Origin of the sequence: Pseudomonas sp. TH37 (genome assembly GCF_016650735.1) — a bacterium.
In the GTDB taxonomy this organism is placed as follows: domain Bacteria; phylum Pseudomonadota; class Gammaproteobacteria; order Pseudomonadales; family Pseudomonadaceae; genus Aquipseudomonas; species Aquipseudomonas farris.
The window spans coordinates 206,084-223,627 of record NZ_JAEKFD010000009.1; the positions used below are offsets into that span (position 1 = coordinate 206,084).

The 17,544-nt window shown below is 58.1% G+C and carries 18 protein-coding genes; 9 read left to right on the plus strand and 9 right to left on the minus strand.

Annotated elements, in window-relative coordinates:
• Positions 1 to 70 precede the first annotated feature (70 nt).
• Positions 71 to 748: a TetR family transcriptional regulator gene (locus JFU11_RS22045; protein ID WP_123721366.1), complete on the plus strand. Its 678-nt coding sequence runs from the start codon at positions 71 to 73 to the stop codon at positions 746 to 748.
• 103 nt (positions 749 to 851) lie between these two features.
• On the opposite strand, the gene JFU11_RS22050 is transcribed toward JFU11_RS22045, so the two are convergent.
• From JFU11_RS22050 to JFU11_RS22070, 5 genes are all read right to left on the minus strand, one after another.
• Entirely contained in the window at positions 852 to 1,706 is an 855-nt protein-coding gene (locus tag JFU11_RS22050) for a shikimate dehydrogenase (protein ID WP_201062092.1), read from the minus strand.
• 5 nt (positions 1,707 to 1,711) lie between these two features.
• Positions 1,712 to 2,152, minus strand: coding sequence for a type II 3-dehydroquinate dehydratase (aroQ, locus tag JFU11_RS22055; RefSeq protein ID WP_030129491.1), 441 nt, complete (start codon positions 2,150 to 2,152; stop codon positions 1,712 to 1,714).
• Between the two features lie 176 nt (positions 2,153 to 2,328).
• Positions 2,329 to 3,240 carry a LysR family transcriptional regulator gene (locus tag JFU11_RS22060; protein ID WP_201062093.1) on the minus strand — a complete coding sequence of 304 codons (912 nt, stop codon included), beginning with the start codon at positions 3,238 to 3,240 and terminating at the stop codon, positions 2,329 to 2,331.
• Between the two features lie 134 nt (positions 3,241 to 3,374).
• Positions 3,375 to 4,454, minus strand: coding sequence for a tRNA (uridine(54)-C5)-methyltransferase TrmA (gene trmA / locus JFU11_RS22065; protein ID WP_201062094.1), 1,080 nt, complete (start codon positions 4,452 to 4,454; stop codon positions 3,375 to 3,377).
• Positions 4,451 to 5,746: an NCS2 family permease gene (locus tag JFU11_RS22070; RefSeq protein ID WP_038981444.1), complete on the minus strand. Its 1,296-nt coding sequence runs from the start codon at positions 5,744 to 5,746 to the stop codon at positions 4,451 to 4,453. Before JFU11_RS22070 ends, trmA begins: the two co-directional genes overlap by 4 nt.
• Before the next feature lie 226 nt (positions 5,747 to 5,972).
• Here JFU11_RS22070 and JFU11_RS22075 point away from each other — a divergent pair, with 226 nt between their 5' ends.
• Entirely contained in the window at positions 5,973 to 6,428 is a 456-nt protein-coding gene (locus JFU11_RS22075) for a DUF4879 domain-containing protein (RefSeq protein ID WP_123721370.1), read from the plus strand.
• A 67-nt stretch (positions 6,429 to 6,495) separates the two neighbouring features.
• Positions 6,496 to 7,047 (plus strand): DJ-1 family glyoxalase III, encoded by a 552-nt coding sequence (locus tag JFU11_RS22080; RefSeq protein WP_123721371.1) that lies wholly within the window; start codon positions 6,496 to 6,498, stop codon positions 7,045 to 7,047.
• A 20-nt stretch (positions 7,048 to 7,067) separates the two neighbouring features.
• Here the strand turns inward: JFU11_RS22080 and JFU11_RS22085 are convergent, their stop codons facing one another.
• On the minus strand, positions 7,068 to 8,306 hold the full coding sequence (locus tag JFU11_RS22085; protein ID WP_201062095.1) for an MFS transporter: 1,239 nt from the start codon (positions 8,304 to 8,306) through the stop codon (positions 7,068 to 7,070).
• Positions 8,307 to 8,832: 526 nt separating this feature from the next.
• Between JFU11_RS22085 and JFU11_RS22090 the strand changes: the two genes are divergently transcribed.
• The 3 genes from JFU11_RS22090 to JFU11_RS22100 are packed head-to-tail and all read left to right on the plus strand — an operon-like array spanning position 8,833 to position 11,511.
• Positions 8,833 to 10,275 carry a cytochrome ubiquinol oxidase subunit I gene (locus JFU11_RS22090; protein ID WP_123721373.1) on the plus strand — a complete coding sequence of 481 codons (1,443 nt, stop codon included), beginning with the start codon at positions 8,833 to 8,835 and terminating at the stop codon, positions 10,273 to 10,275.
• Between the two features lie 3 nt (positions 10,276 to 10,278).
• Positions 10,279 to 11,286, plus strand: coding sequence for a cytochrome d ubiquinol oxidase subunit II (gene cydB, locus JFU11_RS22095; RefSeq protein ID WP_123359142.1), 1,008 nt, complete (start codon positions 10,279 to 10,281; stop codon positions 11,284 to 11,286).
• 57 nt (positions 11,287 to 11,343) lie between these two features.
• A complete protein-coding gene (locus JFU11_RS22100) occupies positions 11,344 to 11,511 on the plus strand; it encodes a DUF2474 domain-containing protein (protein ID WP_082239562.1) in 168 nt (55 codons plus the stop codon).
• Positions 11,512 to 11,577: 66 nt separating this feature from the next.
• On the opposite strand, the gene JFU11_RS22105 is transcribed toward JFU11_RS22100, so the two are convergent.
• The gene (locus JFU11_RS22105) at positions 11,578 to 12,702 is read right to left on the minus strand and encodes a class I SAM-dependent methyltransferase (RefSeq protein ID WP_201062096.1); all 1,125 of its coding nucleotides are present in this window, start codon (positions 12,700 to 12,702) and stop codon (positions 11,578 to 11,580) included.
• A gap of 190 nt (positions 12,703 to 12,892) precedes the next feature.
• On the minus strand, positions 12,893 to 13,600 hold the full coding sequence (locus tag JFU11_RS22110; protein WP_123721375.1) for an autoinducer binding domain-containing protein: 708 nt from the start codon (positions 13,598 to 13,600) through the stop codon (positions 12,893 to 12,895).
• 272 nt (positions 13,601 to 13,872) lie between these two features.
• On the opposite strand from JFU11_RS22110, the gene JFU11_RS22115 reads away from it, so the two are divergent.
• A complete protein-coding gene (locus JFU11_RS22115; RefSeq protein ID WP_201062097.1) occupies positions 13,873 to 14,649 on the plus strand; it encodes a ferredoxin--NADP reductase in 777 nt (258 codons plus the stop codon).
• A gap of 42 nt (positions 14,650 to 14,691) precedes the next feature.
• On the opposite strand, the gene mscL is transcribed toward JFU11_RS22115, so the two are convergent.
• A complete protein-coding gene (gene mscL / locus JFU11_RS22120) occupies positions 14,692 to 15,105 on the minus strand; it encodes a large-conductance mechanosensitive channel protein MscL (protein WP_123721377.1) in 414 nt (137 codons plus the stop codon).
• Positions 15,106 to 15,390: 285 nt separating this feature from the next.
• On the opposite strand from mscL, the gene katB reads away from it, so the two are divergent.
• Positions 15,391 to 16,932, plus strand: a complete 1,542-nt coding sequence (gene katB, locus JFU11_RS22125; protein WP_201062098.1) for a catalase KatB — start codon at positions 15,391 to 15,393, stop codon at positions 16,930 to 16,932.
• Between the two features lie 57 nt (positions 16,933 to 16,989).
• Complete coding sequence (locus tag JFU11_RS22130; RefSeq protein ID WP_201062099.1) at positions 16,990 to 17,544, plus strand: ankyrin repeat domain-containing protein; 555 nt, start codon at positions 16,990 to 16,992, stop codon at positions 17,542 to 17,544.

Consider the following 17,544-nt stretch of genomic DNA (forward strand, 5'->3'; position numbering starts at 1 on the left):
TCGCGGCTTCCTTCACCGCGCGCGGCAGCCCATAATCGCCTGCTTGTGCAGTGATGGCCGTGAGCCCGCAATGACAATAATTACAGAACTCTCCGTAGCGCCCGAAAAGCCAATTGCCGAGCCTCGCAAGAGTCGCAAGAACAATCCGGAAAAGACCCGCGAGAACATCCTTCAAGAGGCCATTGTCGAGTTCGTTCAGCAAGGGCTTTCCGGTGCGCGCGTCGATGCAATCGCCGAACGCATCCACACCTCCAAACGCATGATCTATTACTACTTCGGCAGTAAGGAACAGCTCTACGTCGAGGTGCTGGAGAAACTCTACGGGGATATCCGCAGCACCGAAAACCGTCTGCACCTGGCCGAACTGGCGCCGGTGGAAGCGATTCGGCGGTTGGTGGAATTCACTTTCGATCACCATGACCGCAACGTCGATTTCGTGCGTATCGTCAGCATCGAGAACATTCACAACGCCGAGTATGTGAAGCGCTCCGATGCGATCAAGGCGATGAACAACACCATCCTCGATTCACTGGGCGAGATTTTGCGTCGCGGCTCCGAAGAAGGTGTATTCCGCACCGACCTCGATCCATTGGATGTGCATCTGCTGATCAGCTCGTTTTGCTTCTATCGGGTGTCGAACCGTCATACCTTCGGTGAGATCTTTCAGATCGACTTGCCGGACGAAAGCATCAAGCAGCGTCATCGGGAGATGATCTGCGAGTCGGTTTTGCGATACCTGCAGGCCTGATTTGTAGGTCCCTTAAAAGATCGCAGCCTGCGGCAGCTCCTATAAGGTAATCGGCGTTTAACCAATCCTGTAGGAGCTGCCGAAGGCTGCGATCTTTTAATCATCAACCATTCATGCTCTGAAAATGCGCCAGCATCCGCTGAGCATCCGGCACCACGCCGCTGAACAGTTCAAACGCCTTCACCGCCTGAAACACTGCCATGTTGCCGCCATCCAGCGTTCGGCAACCCAACGCACGAGCGTTGCGCAGTAGTTCGGTTTCCAGCGGGAAGTAAACGATCTCCGCGACCCACAACTGCGCCCGAAGCAACTCCACCGGCACTGGCATGCCCGGCAGCTTTTTCATGCCCATCGGCGTGGTATTCACCAAGCCATCAGCCTGACCCAGCGTGCCTGGCAAATCCTGCCCGGCCACGGCGCGACCGAAACCGAAATGCTGATTGAGGTTGTTCGCCAGCGACTGAGCGCGACGTTGATCCACATCGAAAATGCTCAGCAGCTGTACGCCTTCGCTCAATAGCGCGTGGGCCACTGCCGCGCCTGCGCCACCGGCGCCCATTTGCACCACACGCTCACGGGCAACGTCCTTCAAGCCACGGCGAAAGCCTTCGGCAAAACCCAGGCAATCGGTGTTGTGGCCGATGCGTTTACCGTCCTTCAGCACCACCGTATTCACCGCGCCAATACCGCGGGCTTCCGGCGACAATTCGTCAAGCAACGGGATGATCGTCTGCTTGCACGGGAAGGTGATGTTCAGCCCGGTGAAATTCATCCGTTCGGCGGCCATCAGCAGGTCGGGCAGGGCGCTGCTGTCGAGTTTCAATTGATCCAGATCGATCAACCGATACAGATAACGCAAACCCTGCGCATCGCCTTCATGCTCGTGCAGCGCCGGAGTGCGGGAAGCCTGAATGCCGGCACCGATCAGCCCGGCCAATACCACGGTGTTCTGTGTCATGACGCTTAACCTTCCAAACGTTGGCTGAAATGCTCCAGCGCCAAACGATAGCCGTGGCTGCCGAAACCGCACATGACCGCGGTGGCGATGGACGAAACAAAGGAGTGATGCCGGAAGGGTTCGCGGGCATGGACGTTGGACAGGTGTACTTCGATCACCGGCAGTTCGCTGGCGACCAAGGCATCGCGAATGGCAACCGAGGTGTGAGTCCACGCGGCCGGGTTGATGACGATCCCGGCGCAGCGGCCACGGGCGGCGTGAATCCAGTCAAGCAGTTCGCCTTCATGGTTGGTCTGGCGAAATTCCACTGTCAGGCCGAACTCTTCGGCAGCGCGACCGCACAGCGCTGAAATGTCCGCCAGGGTTTCGTGGCCATAAGTCGCCGGTTCACGGGTGCCCAGCAGGTTCAGGTTCGGGCCGTTGAGCACCAGAACGATAGGGGACATGGGTCTCTCCACATATTATTTTTGGCATTGGCCGAGGTTTTCAGCCTGTGGGGAGAAATTGTACTAACTGGTTAATAAGGTCAATTGAAGAGGGCGTCAGGTCTGGATTATTTGTGCGGTGATCGGACAGATACAAAAAGATCGCAGCCTTCGGCAGCTCCCGCAGATGCGATTTTTCAGCGCGGCAGATGCTCGACCAGAAAATCGATAAACGCTCTTAGCCGCAACGGCACATGGCGGCTTTGCGGATACAGCAGAGTGAAGGGGCGGGAGCGTCCGCCATAGGGCTTGAGCACTTCCATCAGCGAACCGTCCGCCAGTTCGTTTTCGACGATGAAGCGGTAGGTTTGAAAGATCCCGGCGCCGCTTTTTGCCAGCGTCACGCCACCCAATACGTCATCGGAACAGCAGTAGTTGCCCTCGGCCAGAATCTCCAGCGGCACACCGTTGTCGTTGAACAGCCAGGCAATCCGTCTGCCGCTGCTGGGCAGTTCGTACTGGATGCATTCGTGCTGAGCCAAGTCATCCAGGGTCTGCGGAGTGCCGGCACGCTTCAGGTAATCAGGGCTGGCAATCATCACCAGCGCGGCGTCTTCCAAGGGCCGGGCAATCAACCCGGAGTCGGGAATGGCCCGCACACGGATTGCCATGTCATAGCCTTCGCCGACGAAATCGATGTTGCGATTGCTGATATGCGCCTCGACCTTCACGGCAGGGAAGCGAGCCCGAAACGCAGGCAGCAAGGGCAGGATTCGATGATGGGCATAGGTCGTGGGAATGCTGATGCGCAAGGTGCCGGAAGGTTCTTGCTGTTGCCCCATCACCTCGCGCTGGGCCTCGACCAATTGTGCGAGAGCCTCACGACACTCCTCGAAATAACGCCGGCCACTATCAGTCAGCTTGACGCTGCGGGTGGTACGCGCAAACAACCGCACACCCAAACGTTCTTCCATGCGCGACACCGAGCGGCTGACGGCGGCCGGGGTCACGCCCGCTACAAGTGCTGCTGCGGTAAAGCTGCCGGCCTCTGCGGCCAGGCAAAACAGTTCGATGCTGCCCAATTGAAGATCGTCGAAATGTCGCTGCATGATTGATTACACCGGGAATCAAATGAAGTGCCAGTGGCTGTATTTATCAAATCAGGACGCACAAATACAGGGCGTTTCAATCGCCCACAAAAAAGCCGTCCTGTGGACGGCTGATTTGTATATGGAGGCTGCAATCAACGACGGGTCAACAACACCCCGGATTCCATGTGATGGGTCCACGGAAACTGGTCGAACATCGCGCATTGGGTAATGCGGTGAGTGTCGTGCAGTTGGGCGATGTTGGCCGCGAGGGTTTCCGGGTTGCAGGAAATGTAGAGGATGTTGTCGAAGCGCCGGGTCAGTTCGCAAGTGTCCGGGTCCATGCCGGCGCGGGGCGGGTCGACGAACACGCTACCGAACTCGTAGCTCTTGAGGTCGATGCCGTGCAGGCGGCGGAACGGGCGAACTTCGTTCAGGGCTTCGGTCAGTTCTTCGGCAGACAAACGCACCAGCGTGACGTTATCCACCGCGTTTTCACTCAGGTTGCTGAGTGCTGCGTTGACCGAGGTCTTGCTGATTTCGGTGGCCAGCACTTTGCGCACGCGGGTCGCGAGCGGCAGGGTGAAGTTGCCGTTGCCGCAATACAGCTCCAGCAAATCATCGGAACGATCGCCGAGGGCGTCGTACGCCCAGTTGAGCATTTTCTGGTTCACCGTGCCGTTGGGTTGGGTGAACGCGCCTTCCGGCTGGCGATAGCTGAAAGTGCGGCCGCCAACTTCGAGTTTCTCGACCACGTAATCGTGACCGATCACTTCGCGTTTGCCCTTCGAGCGACCGATGATGCTGACGTTCAGGTCGGCCGCCAGTTTCGACGCCGCTGCGTGCCAGTGCTCGTCCAGCGGGCGGTGATAGCACAGGGTAATCATCGCATCGCCAGCCAGTGTGGTGAGGAACTCCACCTGAAACAGCTTGTGGCTCAGGGCCGCGCTCGCTTGCCACGCCGCCTTGAGCTGCGGCATCAATTGGTTGATGCGCAGGCTTGCGATCGGGAACTCTTCGATCAGGATTGGCGTGCGTTTGTCTTCCTGGGAAAACATCGCGTAATGGCGCTCGCCGGCTTCGCGCCACAGGCGGAATTCGGCACGCAGGCGGAAGTTTTTCAGCGGCGAATCGAACACCGCAGGTTCGGGCGCACCGAACGGGGCCAGCAGGTCACGCAGGCGCGTGACCTTTTCTTCGAGCTGAACGGCGTAAGCCTGGGAATCAAAAGTCATGCGTTGAACCAACCCAACTTGATCACGAACAGGATCGACAGAATCACCAGCGCCGAATTCAACTCACGGCCGCGACCGGACAACAACTTGATGGCAGTCCAGGAGATGAAACCGAAGGCGATGCCGTTGGCGATGGAATAAGTGAATGGCATGGCCAGGGCAGTGACCACGACCGGTGCGGCGACGGTGATGTCGTCCCAGTCTATTTCCGCCAGGCCGGATGTCATCAGTACGGCGACGAACAGCAAGGCAGGCGCGGTGGCGAAGGCTGGAACGCTGGCCGCCAATGGCGAGAAGAACAGCGCCAGCAGGAACAGAATCGCGACCACGATGGCAGTCAAGCCGGTGCGGCCACCGGCACTCACGCCGGCTGCGGATTCGATGTAGCTGGTGGTGGTCGAGGTACCCAGCAAAGAACCGGCCATGGCCGCGGTGCTGTCGGCGATCAGGGCGCGGCCCATTTTCGGCATGTGGCCGTCCTTGCCCATCAGGCCGGCACGCTTGGCGACGCCGATCAGGGTGCCGGAGTTGTCGAACAGATCGACAAACAGGAAGGCGAAGATCACGCTGACCAGACCGATGTCCAGTGCGCCTTTGATGTCCAGTTGCAGGAAGGTCGGTGCCAGCGACGGCGGCATCGACATCACGCCACCGAACGGGGTGAAGCCCATCACGATCGAAGCGATGGTCACCGCGAGAATACCGATCAGCACCGCACCGCGTACTTTCAGGGCCTCTAGGGCGACGATCAGGGCAAAACCGAGGGTCGCGAGAATCGGCGCCGGTTGCTTCAGGTCGCCGAGGCCGACCATGGTCGCCGGGTTGCTGACCACGATGCCGGCGTTGTGCAGGGCGATCAGTGCCAGGAACAGGCCGATACCGGCAGCAATCGCCGAGCGTAGCGCCAGCGGGATGCTGTTGATGATCCATTCGCGGATGCGGAAGATCGACAGCAGGAAAAACATCACCGCCGAGATGAACACCGCGCCCAGCGCCACTTGCCAGGTGTGGCCCATGTGCAGGACCACGGTGTAAGTAAAGAAGGCGTTCAAGCCCATGCCCGGAGCGAGGGCGATCGGGTAGTTGGCGATCAGGCCCATGGTCGCCGAGCCGATGGCGGCTGCCAGACAGGTGGCGACAAACACCGCACCCTTGTCCATGCCGGTCTCGCCGAGAATGCTCGGGTTGACGAACAGAATGTAGGCCATGGCCAAAAAGGTCGTGACGCCCGCCAGAATCTCGGTCCGCACGTTGGTGTTGTGTGCCTTGAGTTGAAACAGCCTTTCCAGCATGTCTGCTCCCCGTGGCGCGCCCGGCGCCGTGAATGTATCGACCTCAACAGCAAAGCACAGACCACTGCAGGCGCCTGGGTATTTTCTGTGGGTCGGAAAAAGCCGCGCATCATACCAGCCGCGTGGGGCTATGGCTGCTTATGGCTGCGATCGTCGTCGATGTTTTGCACAAAAGGGAACTGCGCCATACTGCGCGCTGTTTTTTTGGGGGAGGGAGGGGGTAGATATGTATTGCATTAATAAGCGTGTGATTGCGGCATTTGGATTGCTGTTCACCTGTTTCATCGGAGCGCAAACAGCCATTGCGGCCACGGCGCAACCGTTGAGCCAGGTGAAGGTGCTCAAAGTCGAATCGCCAGGCTGTGGCTTTGAAAATATCGCGGACGGCCAGGCACAAACCCGTTGCGACCACAAAGGGCCAAACATCAAGGTGTACGTGCTGGAAGTCGGCTACGGCCGTGCAGCCCATGTCGCACTGGACGGTTTCGAGGTGAACGGCACCCGCACCCCTGTCTGTGCTTTTGATACCGGCAACCTGACCGAGTGCTCCGCCGGGAAAAAAACCGTCGGCTATCTGTACATCTTCGACTTGGCGGGCAAGCAGGACGGCACCTTCACGTTCAGCAACACCTCGATCAACGCACCCGGCAATACGATGTCGACGCAGCTTTACATCAAGTAACGGCTGGGCTCGAACAAGGGTCAGGAAAGCTGACTACGCTTTAAAGATTATCCTGTGGACCGCGCCCATGACCTTTAGAGCCCTGATTACCCTCGCCGAGGGCATCGACGATCTGCAAACCGTGACCCTGATCGATGTGCTGCGCCGCGCCAAGGTTGAAGTGGTGGTGGCCAGCATCGAGGCACGGCGCATGCTTACCTGCGCTCGCGGCACCCGTTTGACCGCCGATGCGATGTTGGTGGATTTGCTCGCCCAACCCTTCGACCTGATCGTGCTGCCTGGCGGTGCCGTAGGGGCGCAGCATTTGGCGGCCCACCAACCCCTGCAACAATTGATCAAGGACCAGTCCGCCGCCGGGCGTCTGTTCGCCGGTATTGCCGAATCTCCGGCACTCGCGCTGCAAACCTTTGGCGTTTTGCGTCAGCGGCGCATGACTTGCCTGCCCACGGTCAGCAATCAACTGTCGGGCTGTAACTTCATCGATCAACCGGTGGTGGTCGATGGCAACTGCATCACTGCTCAGGGTTCAGGCGCCGCGTTGGAGTTTGCGCTGACGCTGGTGGAGCAACTCTGCGGCAAAGCCACGCGGTCGACGGTGGCGGGGGAGTTGGTGGTCTAAGAGTGCCCTGGACAACTACGTCAGACCCTGACCTCTTCCACCGGCACATGCATACGGTCGCGGTTGGCCAGGGTCGGGAACAGTTTGATCCAGGTCCCGGTCACCATCAGCGTGCCAATGCCGCCCATCACCACTGCCGGCACCGTGCCGAACCAGTGGGCCGTCAGGCCGGATTCGAACTCGCCGAGCTGGTTCGAAGCGCCGATGAACAAGCCATTCACAGCGCTGACCCGACCGCGCATTTCGTCGGGGGTTTCCAGTTGCACGAATGAGGCGCGGATCACCATGCTGATCATGTCCGCTGCGCCCAACACCACCAGTACGGCGAGAGAGAACCAGAACGAAGTCGACAGGCCGAAAGCGATGGTCGCCACGCCGAATACACCCACGGCCGTGAACATGACCCGCCCGACGTTGCGCTCCACGGCAAATCGCGCCAGAAACAGCGACATCAGCAGCGCACCGACCGCCGGGGCCGAACGTAGCAGGCCCAGACCCCACGGGCCGGTCAGCAGAATATCTTTGGCGAACACCGGCAGCAGCGCGGTTGCGCCACCCAGCAGGACCGCAAACAGATCCAGGGAAATCGCCCCGAGAATGTCCGGGCGACTGCGAATGAAGCGGATGCCCGCCAGCAGCGAATCCAGGGTGGCCTTGCCCTTGTTCAGCGGTGTCTGCCGGGCCGGAAGGTTGAGCATCAGCGCACAAGCGATGAGGTAAAGGATCACCGTCGGGCCATACACCCAGACGCTGCCGAAGGCATAGAGCAAACCGCCCAGCGCCGGGGCGACGATGGTTGCTGATTGTTGCGCAGATTGCGCGGCGGCAACGGCACGGGGGAATAACGCGCTGGGCACGATGCTCGGCAGCAATGCCTGAGTCGTCGGCATTTCGAAGGAGCGGGCGGCGCCGAGCAGGAACGCGAGGATGAAGATCATCTCTCGGGTGACATGGTCAGTCGCACTACCGATGGCTAGCGACAGGGCGATCAGCGCTTGCAGGAGCTGACAGATCGCCGCGACCTTGCGCCGGTCATAGCGGTCTGCGACATGCCCGGTGTGCAGCATGAACAACACTCGAGGGGCAAATTCCACCAGCCCCACCAGGCCCAGATCGAGCACATTGCCGGTCAGTTGATACAGATTCCAGCCAATGGCCACGGTCAACATCTGAAAACCGCTGGCGGTAAACACCCGAGCCAGCCAGAACGCGATAAACGGGCGGTGATGACGTAACAGCAGGGGCGCTTGGTTGGGCATCTGAAGGCAGGTCTGGGCGAGGGGAAGGGCGAGATTATCACCAACCTGTAACCAGAAGATGCAAGGCTAGGACATTTAGTTAGCTAGACACCGATATCCCTGTGGCGAGAGGGCTTGCCCCCGTTGGGCTGCGAAGCGGCCCCAGACCTAGGCAACTCATTTCTGCCAAGTACACCGCAGTAACCGGATTTACGACTGCTGCGCAGCCGAACGGGGGCAAGCCCCCTCGCCACAGTTAGTCCACCCATAAAAATGTATTGCAGCCCATGACCAAACCCATGAGGCAACCTGTCACGCGGCAAAAGACCACACCGTCCATCGGCAAAAATGCGACTACTCTTTCAACGTTGCTTGATCCAGATCAAGACCCTTCGTGGAGTTGATCCGGCGGCCAGATGGCCAGATTCCCTACGTTGTGATGATGGTAAAAAAAGAACGAATTCGAATTCGCCACACTCCATATCCGTGGGGGCAGTGGGTGTAGGCCGCAAGCCTTCAGCCGGTATTACCTGACAGAGGAAGACTTATGTTCGGTTTGGAGGCACTTGATCTCGCCCGGATTCAGTTCGCATTCACCATTTCGTTTCACATCCTGTTCCCGGCCATCACCATTGGCCTGGCGAGTTACCTGGCGGTGCTCGAAGGCCTGTGGCTGAAGACGCACAACGACACTTACCGCGATCTGTACCATTTCTGGTCGAAGATCTTTGCCGTCAACTTCGGCATGGGCGTGGTTTCTGGCTTGGTCATGGCCTACCAGTTCGGCACCAATTGGAGCCGTTTCTCGGACTTCGCCGGTTCGGTGACCGGGCCATTGCTGACCTATGAAGTGCTCACCGCGTTCTTCCTCGAAGCCGGTTTCCTCGGCGTCATGCTGTTCGGCTGGAACAAGGTCGGGCGCAAGCTGCACTTCTTCGCTACCGTCATGGTGGCCATCGGCACCCTTATTTCGACCTTCTGGATTCTGGCCTCCAACAGCTGGATGCAGACCCCGCAAGGTTACGAAATCGTCAATGGCCAGGTCATCCCGGTGGACTGGCTGGCGATTATCTTCAACCCGTCGTTCCCCTACCGTCTGATGCACATGGCCACGGCGGCGTTCGTTGCGACGGCCTTCTTCGTCGGTTCGTCGGCGGCCTGGCATTTGTTGCGCGGCAAGGACAACCCGGCGATCCGCACCATGCTCTCGATGGCGATGTGGATGGCACTGATCGTTGCCCCGATTCAGGCGGTTATCGGTGACTTCCATGGCCTCAATACCCTCAAGCATCAGCCGGCGAAAATCGCTGCGATCGAAGGCCACTGGGAAAACCACGGTGATGAACCGACCCCGCTGATCCTGTTCGGCTGGCCGGACATGAAAGCCGAAAAAACCAAATTCGCCGTCGAGATTCCATACTTGGGCAGCCTGATCCTGACCCACTCCCTGGACAAACAGGTGCCGGCGCTCAAGGAGTTCCCGCCTGAAGACCGGCCGAATTCGACCATCGTGTTCTGGTCGTTCCGGATCATGGTCGGTCTGGGCATGCTGATGATATTCACCGGTTTGTGGAGCCTGTGGCTGCGCAAGCGCGACAAGCTGTATACCTCGCGTCCATTCCTGTACCTGGCGCTGTGGATGGGCCCGTCCGGCCTGATCGCAATCCTCGCCGGCTGGTTCACCACTGAAATCGGCCGTCAGCCATGGGTGGTTTATGGGCTGATGCGCACGGCGGATGCGTCCTCCGGGCACAGCTTCGTGCAGATGAGCATCACCTTGATCATGTTCGTTGTGGTGTATTTCGCGCTGTTCGGTGCCGGTCTTGGCTACATGATGCGCCTGGTGCGCAAAGGGCCGAAGATCGACGAAGGCAAGGAAACCAACGAAGGTGGTCCTGGCCAACAACGCACACCGGCCCGTCCGCTGTCCGCAGCTGACGACGACAATGGTGAAGGCGAGCACAGTCGCAGCCTGAACAAGGAGATTTGAATCATGGGTATTGATCTTCCGCTGATCTGGGCCGTGATCATCATCTTCGGCATCATGATGTACGTGGTCATGGACGGCTTCGACCTGGGGATCGGGATTCTCTTCCCGTTCATCAAGGGCAAGAGTGATCGTGACGTCATGATGAACACCGTCGCCCCGGTCTGGGACGGCAACGAAACCTGGCTGGTATTGGGCGGCGCGGCATTGTTCGGCGCCTTCCCGCTGGCTTATTCGGTGGTGCTATCGGCGCTGTACCTGCCGCTGATTTTTATGCTGATCGGGTTGATTTTCCGCGGTGTGGCCTTCGAGTTCCGCTTCAAGGCCAAGGACGACAAGCGTCACCTCTGGGACAAGGCATTCATCGGTGGCTCGATCGCCGCTACCTTCTTCCAGGGCGTGGCATTGGGTGCGTTCATCGATGGGCTACCGGTAGTCAATCGTCAGTTTGCCGGCGGTTCACTTGACTGGCTGACACCGTTCACGATGTTCTGCGGCGCGGCGCTGGTGGTGGCTTACGCGCTGCTCGGTTGCACCTGGTTGATCATGAAGACCGAAGGCAAGCTGCAGGAACAGATGCATGATTTGGCGCGGCCATTGGCCTTCGTGGTGCTGGCGGTGATTGGCATCGTCAGCATCTGGACACCCTTGGCCCACGCCGAGATCGCCGCACGCTGGTTTACCCTGCCGAACCTGTTCTGGTTCTTGCCAGTGCCGATTCTGGTGCTGGTGACCATGTACGGTCTGATTCGCGCGGTGGCCCGCAATGCGCATTACACGCCATTCCTGCTGACCCTGGTGCTGATCTTCCTCGGCTACAGCGGTCTGGGTATCAGCTTGTGGCCGAACATCGTGCCGCCGTCGATTTCGATCTGGGACGCCGCCGCACCGCCGCAAAGCCAAGGCTTCATGCTGGTGGGCACGCTGTTCATCATCCCGTTCATCCTGGGTTACACCTTCTGGAGCTACTACGTGTTCCGCGGCAAGGTCACCCACGAAGATGGTTACCACTAGCCCACACGACTACGGCGCTGGATTGATACCGGCGCCATTCCAGAGGAGAAAGCGATGATGGCTGGCAAACCTACGTTGCAGGAAATCGAAGCTGCCGAGAAAAAGCCGCTCTGGCAGCGACTCGGCTGGCTGGCGATGATCTGGACCGGCAGCGTCGTGGCACTGTTCATCGTGGCCACGCTGATGCGCATGTTCATGAATGCCGCCGGTTTGAGCACCCACTGAAATTCCCATCCCGTTGCCTTGCGGCACGGATTTATAACCCTCCCGATGGAGGGTTTTTTTTCGCTTTTATTTACGTGCTTTGAGAATGACGAACTTGGGGGTGGCTGCTACTTGCTCGACGCCGCGGAACAACCGCGCCAGCTTGCTGTGATAACCCAAGTGACGGTTGCCGACGATGTACAGCGCGCCCCCCACCACCAACGATTCACGCGCCTGCTGGAACATCCGCCAAGCCAGGAAATCGCCGACCACTTGCTGTTGGTGAAATGGCGGATTGCACAGCACTACGTCCAGGGATTGAGGTTCCTGCTCTGCCAAGCCATCGCCGGCCCGCACGATCACGTCACGATCACCCAGCGCAGCGCGCCAGTTTTCAGCGGCCGATTGCACGGCCATGAACGATTCGTCCACCAGCGTGTAGTGGGCCTCAGGGTTTTGCAGGGCACTGGCAATCGCCAACACGCCGTTGCCACATCCGAGGTCGGCAACTCGCGCTGCGCCGAGGTTCTTCGGCAAGTGCGGCAAAAAGGCCCGCGTACCGATATCCAGCCCTTCGCGGCAGAACACGTTGGCGTGATTGAGCAGTTCGATTGCAGGGGCGTCGAGTCGATAGCGGGTCGGGTAGGGGGAGACAGCAGGGGCTTTGGCTTCGGCTGTGGCGATCAGCAGTCGAGCCTTCTTCACCGCCAGCGAGGCTTGCACCGGGCCGATGTAACGCTCCAGCAGATCGCCCGCAGCGCGTGGCAAATGCTTCACCATCGCAGCCGCAATCACTTGAGCGCCTGGAGCCAGTTGCCCTTGTAGCCGGATCAGTTGCTCTTCCAGCAGGGCCAGGGTTTTCGGTACCCGGATCAATACCCGGTCGAACGGCCCGATGAACGCTTCGCTGGCAGGCACCTTCGGCACTGCATCAAAGGCCTGACCGTTGCGTATCAGGTTTTTTTCCAGCCCCTGAAAAGCCAGAAACGAATCGCCGCTGCTGATCACCCGAACCTTGCCCACCAGGCTGGCAGCCAAAGCACCGAAGCTGTCGTTGAGCACCAGCACTCGGGTATCGGCTGCCGGTTGTTGCCCGGCCAGATGAGTCAGCAGGTATTCGTCTGCGGCATCAAACGCTTGTAATGGTTCGTTCTGCTGTTCTGGCTGGCGGATCAGATCGAGTTGAGCGAAGGGGGATTCGAGCAGAGGCATGAGGCGGGGGCTCTGGGTAGTCAACGGAAGATGAACAACGAGTGGCCCGGCGCTCAGGGGCGTTGTAGCGGGCGGAACCATCCGAGCGAACTGCGTCGTGGAACTTCACACGGCATCACTCAGGATGGATCGCAGATGGTACGTTTTTTTGGTCTGGATTACTCGCAGGGATTACCTGATTCGAGCAGTTTCAGATAATGCCCGCTCTCGCTGCTTTGATTACTGCGGACATTTTGTTGTTGGCGCCGAATTTGTGGATGGCGCCCCGTATATGGAACTGTACCGTGCTTTCACTCAGGCTGAGGATGATCGCGATCTCGCCTGCGGTCTTGCCGTCGGCTGAGTATTTCAATACCTCGACTTCTCGGGTTGATAAATGCACTGCGCCCGGTTTCGGGGGGGGAGGCAGATCTTTCGCGATAAGCCCGTGCAGGTGGCGGCTAATGAACAACGCGTAGCCCAGATTTTTGTACAGATCATGCGTAGTAACCGGGCAATGGCTTCTGGCCAGGCTCAGCATACTGCAAAGCCCATTCTGATCATGAACAGATTGGGACCAGCCATAGCGCAAACCTTGCTGTTTTTGTGCTTGCCACAATATCGGTGTCTTGGAGAAGAGCTCTTCCTGCCAAAGAATCGGCAGTTCGCAATGATTGCAATGGGCTAGTATCGGGTCGACTTCACTGAAATGCTCTTGTTCATATTTCGTGTTCCATTCGATGGGATAATTATTCAGGCTGATCGTATGGCGATGTATCCCTCTTGTTTGGGATGTTATTGAAAATGCACAGAAATTAAAGCCAAGATTCTTAACGAGATTTAGAGAAATCTCGTACGCGGTCTCTATTTTCTGAGCGTAAGAAAGCTGCGTTAACTGTGATTCCTTCCACACTTTCATTGGGTAACTCCATGCGGACTTACTTGCGTTGGTGCTGATTGGATCCAAGATCCGGCACGCCACGAGTGTAGGAGAATTCCTACTTGTATGCTGGATTTTTTTGCTCTTGAAAAAGCTTACAACTGCATAACCGGTTCTTAGGTTTGTTACTAGCGAAGAAACAGTATTGTATGGGTACTGTTAATGATAATGGCAAAAGCCATTACAAATCACCGGTGTTTATGTCATCTGCTTTGCGGGACACTGGGGTTATCTGTTGAATGGAGCGACCCATGACCGCCAGTGCAGAAAAATTCACGCGCCAGACGCTGCTTGACGTCCAGACGTTGACTCCAAACCTGTTCACCCTGCGTACCACCAGGGATCCGGGCTTTCGTTTTCGCGCAGGGCAATTCGCCCGGCTGGGCGTTACCAAGGCGGACGGCAGTACGGTGTGGCGGGCTTATTCGATGGTCTCGTCACCCTATGACGAGTTTCTGGAGTTCTTCTCCATTGTCGTGCCGGGAGGGGAATTCACCAGTGAACTGAGTCGGCTGGAAGTCGGCGATACGCTGCTGGTCGACCGGCAGGCCTTTGGCTATCTGACGCTGGATCGCTTCGTCGATGGCCGTGACCTCTGGTTGTTATCCACAGGCACCGGGCTGGCGCCGTTTCTGTCGATCTTGCAGGACTTCGAGGTTTGGGAAAAATTCGAACGAATTATCCTGGTCTACAGCGTGCGTGAAGCGCGGGAGCTGGCGTATCAGGAGCTGATTGCAGGGCTGGCCCAGCGCGACTATCTGGCGGAGTACGCGCACAAGCTGCAGTTCATCGCCACCGTCACCCGCGAGCAGCATCCGGGTGCCCTGAATGGGCGGATCACGACACTCATGGAGAGTGGCGAGCTAGAGCGGACGGCCGGTGTAGCGCTGACAGCCGAGCATTCGCGGGTGATGCTCTGTGGTAATCCACAGATGATCGATGACACGCGCAAGTTGCTCAAACAACGGGACATGCACCTGAGCCTCAGTCGACGACCCGGCCAGGTGGCAGTGGAAAACTACTGGTAAACAAACGGCGCCAAAGGCGCCGTTTCTTGGGGCAATCAGTTATCAGGGCTGATTGTTCTGAGCCTTGAGCAGATCGCGAATCTCTTCCAGCAGCTCTTCTTCCTTGGTCGGAACCGGCGGCAGGGTTGGCGCAACGGCCTCTTCGCGTTTCAGACGGTTGATGGCCTTGACGCCCATGAAAATCGCGAAAGCGACGATGATGAAATCGATCAAGCTCTGGATGAACTTACCGTACGCCAGCGCCACCGCCGGGACGTCACCGTTGGCGTCCTTGAGCGTAATGGCCAGGTCACTGAAGTCCACCCCACCGATCAGTAAGCCGATTGGCGGCATCACCACGTCGCCGACAAACGACGAAACGATTTTGCCGAAGGCCGCGCCGATGATGATACCCACGGCCATGTCGACCACATTACCTTTGACCGCGAAGGCCTTGAACTCACTTATCACGCCCATAGGTTATTTCCTTGTTACAGATGAGGTTGGTGAACGCAGTGTAAATCAGCAAAACGGCTCATGCTCGAAACACCGTCTTACAATGCTCGCTCTTATCGACACATCTTCCGGCAATTAGTTTACAAAGTGCCACCAGTCGCGCGCGATTACCCGCTCTAGACCGGGCTTTCCAGAACCTTTTCGCTATCGGCTCGGTACGGGATTTCTATTTATGTTTTGGCCTTTGGGTCACTAGCCTCTGAGGGGCGCACCTGGATGCGCCTTATAAAATCAGAGGAAACTTCCATGACAACTCCCCTCGGCCTCGGGGCTTTGCCCCTCCGTCGTACGTTTGGCGTTCTGACCGCCAGCCTGCTGTCCTTCTCCGTCAGCGCGGCGACGTTGACCCGCGATAACGGCGCCGCCGTCGGCGACAACCAGAACTCGCAAACCGCTGGTGCGACCGGGCCGGTGCTGTTGCAAGACATACAACTGATCCAGAAACTCCAGCGTTTTGACCGTGAACGCATTCCCGAACGCGTGGTACATGCCCGTGGCACTGGCGCTCATGGCACGTTCACCGTGACCGACGACCTCAGTGACCTGACCAAAGCCAAGGTATTTGCCAGCGGGCAGAGCACGCCGGTATTTGTGCGTTTCTCCGCTGTGGTCCATGGCAACCATTCGCCGGAAACCTTGCGTGATCCGCGGGGGTTCGCCACCAAGTTCTACACCGCAGACGGCAACTGGGACCTGGTCGGCAACAATTTTCCGACCTTCTTCATCCGTGACGCGATCAAGTTTCCAGACATGGTCCACGCCTTCAAGCCAGACCCGCGCACCAATCTTGACGACGATTCCCGTCGTTTCGACTTTTTCTCCCATGTTCCGGAAGCCACTCGTACCTTGACCGAGTTGTATTCCAACTCCGGCACGCCAGCCAGTTATCGGGAAATGGACGGTAATGGTGTACATGCCTACAAGTTAGTTAATGCCAAAGGCGATGTGCACTATGTAAAGTTTCACTGGAAAAGTTTGCAGGGAATAAAAAATCTCGACCCCAAAGAAGTGACGGGTGTTCAAGGTCAAGACTACAGTCATATGACTAACGACTTGGTTTCACATATTAACAAGGGTGACTTTCCGAAATGGGACTTGTACATCCAGGTTCTAAATCCTCAAGACTTGTCCAAGTTTGATTTCGATCCATTGGACGCGACCAAAATCTGGCCAGGTGTGCCAGAGCGGAAAGTTGGACAAATGGTGTTGAACCGTAATCCAGCGAATGTTTTCCAGGAAACCGAACAAGTGGCCATGGCTCCGGCCAATTTAGTTCCGGGTATCGAACCTTCGGAAGATCGCTTATTGCAAGGACGAGTGTTCTCGTATGCCGATACCCAACTGTATCGTCTGGGGGCCAACGCTCTGCAGTTGCCGATCAACGCACCTAAAGTCGCGGTGAATAACGGTAATCAGGATGGCGCAATGAACATCGGCGCCAGCAGCACAGGCGTGAATTACCAGCCAAGTCGCCTGCTGGCCCGTGAAGAGCCGCAAACCGCGCGTTACAGCCAGTCGACCCTGTCGGGCAGCACGGAGCAGGCGAAGATTCAGCGTGAGCAGAACTTCAAGCAGGCCGGTGATCTTTATCGCTCGTTCAACCAAAAGGAACGTCAGGACCTGATCGACAGTTTTGGTGGCTCACTGGCCACCACCGATGACGAGAGCAAGCACATCATCCTGTCCTTCCTTTACAAGGCCGATCCGGAATACGGGACCGGGGTGGCCAAAGTAGCCAAGGGTGATCTGGCTCGGGTCAAGGCGTTGGCGGCCAAACTGGTCGACTGATCCATATGCCTGAAGCGGGGCCTCATGCGAGGTCCCGTCTGATCAAGGAGTTGCGCCATGCGTTTTTATCTGTCTGTGTTTCTGGCGTGCTGGTCACTCAGTGTGTTCGCCGGGCCCGACGTGCAAACCTCGAAGAACCCCCAAGCGCTGAAAGCCCAATTACAGGATTTCTACTTCGATGCCGCTCGACGCGGTGACGTGCCCATGCTCGATACCTTCATCGAGGCCGGCTATTCCCTCGATACCCGCGACAGCAAGGGTTACACCGCACTGATTCTGGCCGCCTATCACGGCCAGAGCGCCGCTGTGCAGCGTTTACTCGCTGCCGGGGCGGACGCCTGTGCTCAGGATCAACGCGGCAATACTGCGTTGATGGGCGCGATTTTCAAAGGCGAAGTACAAATCGCCAGGACCTTACTGGCCGCCCAGTGCAGCCCCGACCAACGCAACGGCGCGGGGCAGACTGCTGCGATGTACGCCGGCTTGTTCAAGCGCGTCGAGTTGCTGGACGCACTCAAGGCCAACGGGGCGGACATGAACGCCGAAGATCCGCTGGGCAATAGTGCCGCGCGTCTGGCCAGCGGTGAAATCCGTACGGCGCCGCCGCGCTGA

Coding starts and splice junctions, on each gene's coding strand:
- JFU11_RS22045 (WP_123721366.1), top strand. CDS start 71: ATGACAATAATTACAGAACTCTCCGTAGCGCCCGAAAAGCCAATTGCC.
- JFU11_RS22050 (WP_201062092.1), bottom strand. CDS start 1,706: ATGACACAGAACACCGTGGTATTGGCCGGGCTGATCGGTGCCGGCATT.
- aroQ (WP_030129491.1), bottom strand. CDS start 2,152: ATGTCCCCTATCGTTCTGGTGCTCAACGGCCCGAACCTGAACCTGCTG.
- JFU11_RS22060 (WP_201062093.1), bottom strand. CDS start 3,240: ATGCAGCGACATTTCGACGATCTTCAATTGGGCAGCATCGAACTGTTT.
- trmA (WP_201062094.1), bottom strand. CDS start 4,454: ATGACTTTTGATTCCCAGGCTTACGCCGTTCAGCTCGAAGAAAAGGTC.
- JFU11_RS22070 (WP_038981444.1), bottom strand. CDS start 5,746: ATGCTGGAAAGGCTGTTTCAACTCAAGGCACACAACACCAACGTGCGG.
- JFU11_RS22075 (WP_123721370.1), top strand. CDS start 5,973: ATGTATTGCATTAATAAGCGTGTGATTGCGGCATTTGGATTGCTGTTC.
- JFU11_RS22080 (WP_123721371.1), top strand. CDS start 6,496: ATGACCTTTAGAGCCCTGATTACCCTCGCCGAGGGCATCGACGATCTG.
- JFU11_RS22085 (WP_201062095.1), bottom strand. CDS start 8,306: ATGCCCAACCAAGCGCCCCTGCTGTTACGTCATCACCGCCCGTTTATC.
- JFU11_RS22090 (WP_123721373.1), top strand. CDS start 8,833: ATGTTCGGTTTGGAGGCACTTGATCTCGCCCGGATTCAGTTCGCATTC.
- cydB (WP_123359142.1), top strand. CDS start 10,279: ATGGGTATTGATCTTCCGCTGATCTGGGCCGTGATCATCATCTTCGGC.
- JFU11_RS22100 (WP_082239562.1), top strand. CDS start 11,344: ATGGCTGGCAAACCTACGTTGCAGGAAATCGAAGCTGCCGAGAAAAAG.
- JFU11_RS22105 (WP_201062096.1), bottom strand. CDS start 12,702: ATGCCTCTGCTCGAATCCCCCTTCGCTCAACTCGATCTGATCCGCCAG.
- JFU11_RS22110 (WP_123721375.1), bottom strand. CDS start 13,600: ATGAAAGTGTGGAAGGAATCACAGTTAACGCAGCTTTCTTACGCTCAG.
- JFU11_RS22115 (WP_201062097.1), top strand. CDS start 13,873: ATGACCGCCAGTGCAGAAAAATTCACGCGCCAGACGCTGCTTGACGTC.
- mscL (WP_123721377.1), bottom strand. CDS start 15,105: ATGGGCGTGATAAGTGAGTTCAAGGCCTTCGCGGTCAAAGGTAATGTG.
- katB (WP_201062098.1), top strand. CDS start 15,391: ATGACAACTCCCCTCGGCCTCGGGGCTTTGCCCCTCCGTCGTACGTTT.
- JFU11_RS22130 (WP_201062099.1), top strand. CDS start 16,990: ATGCGTTTTTATCTGTCTGTGTTTCTGGCGTGCTGGTCACTCAGTGTG.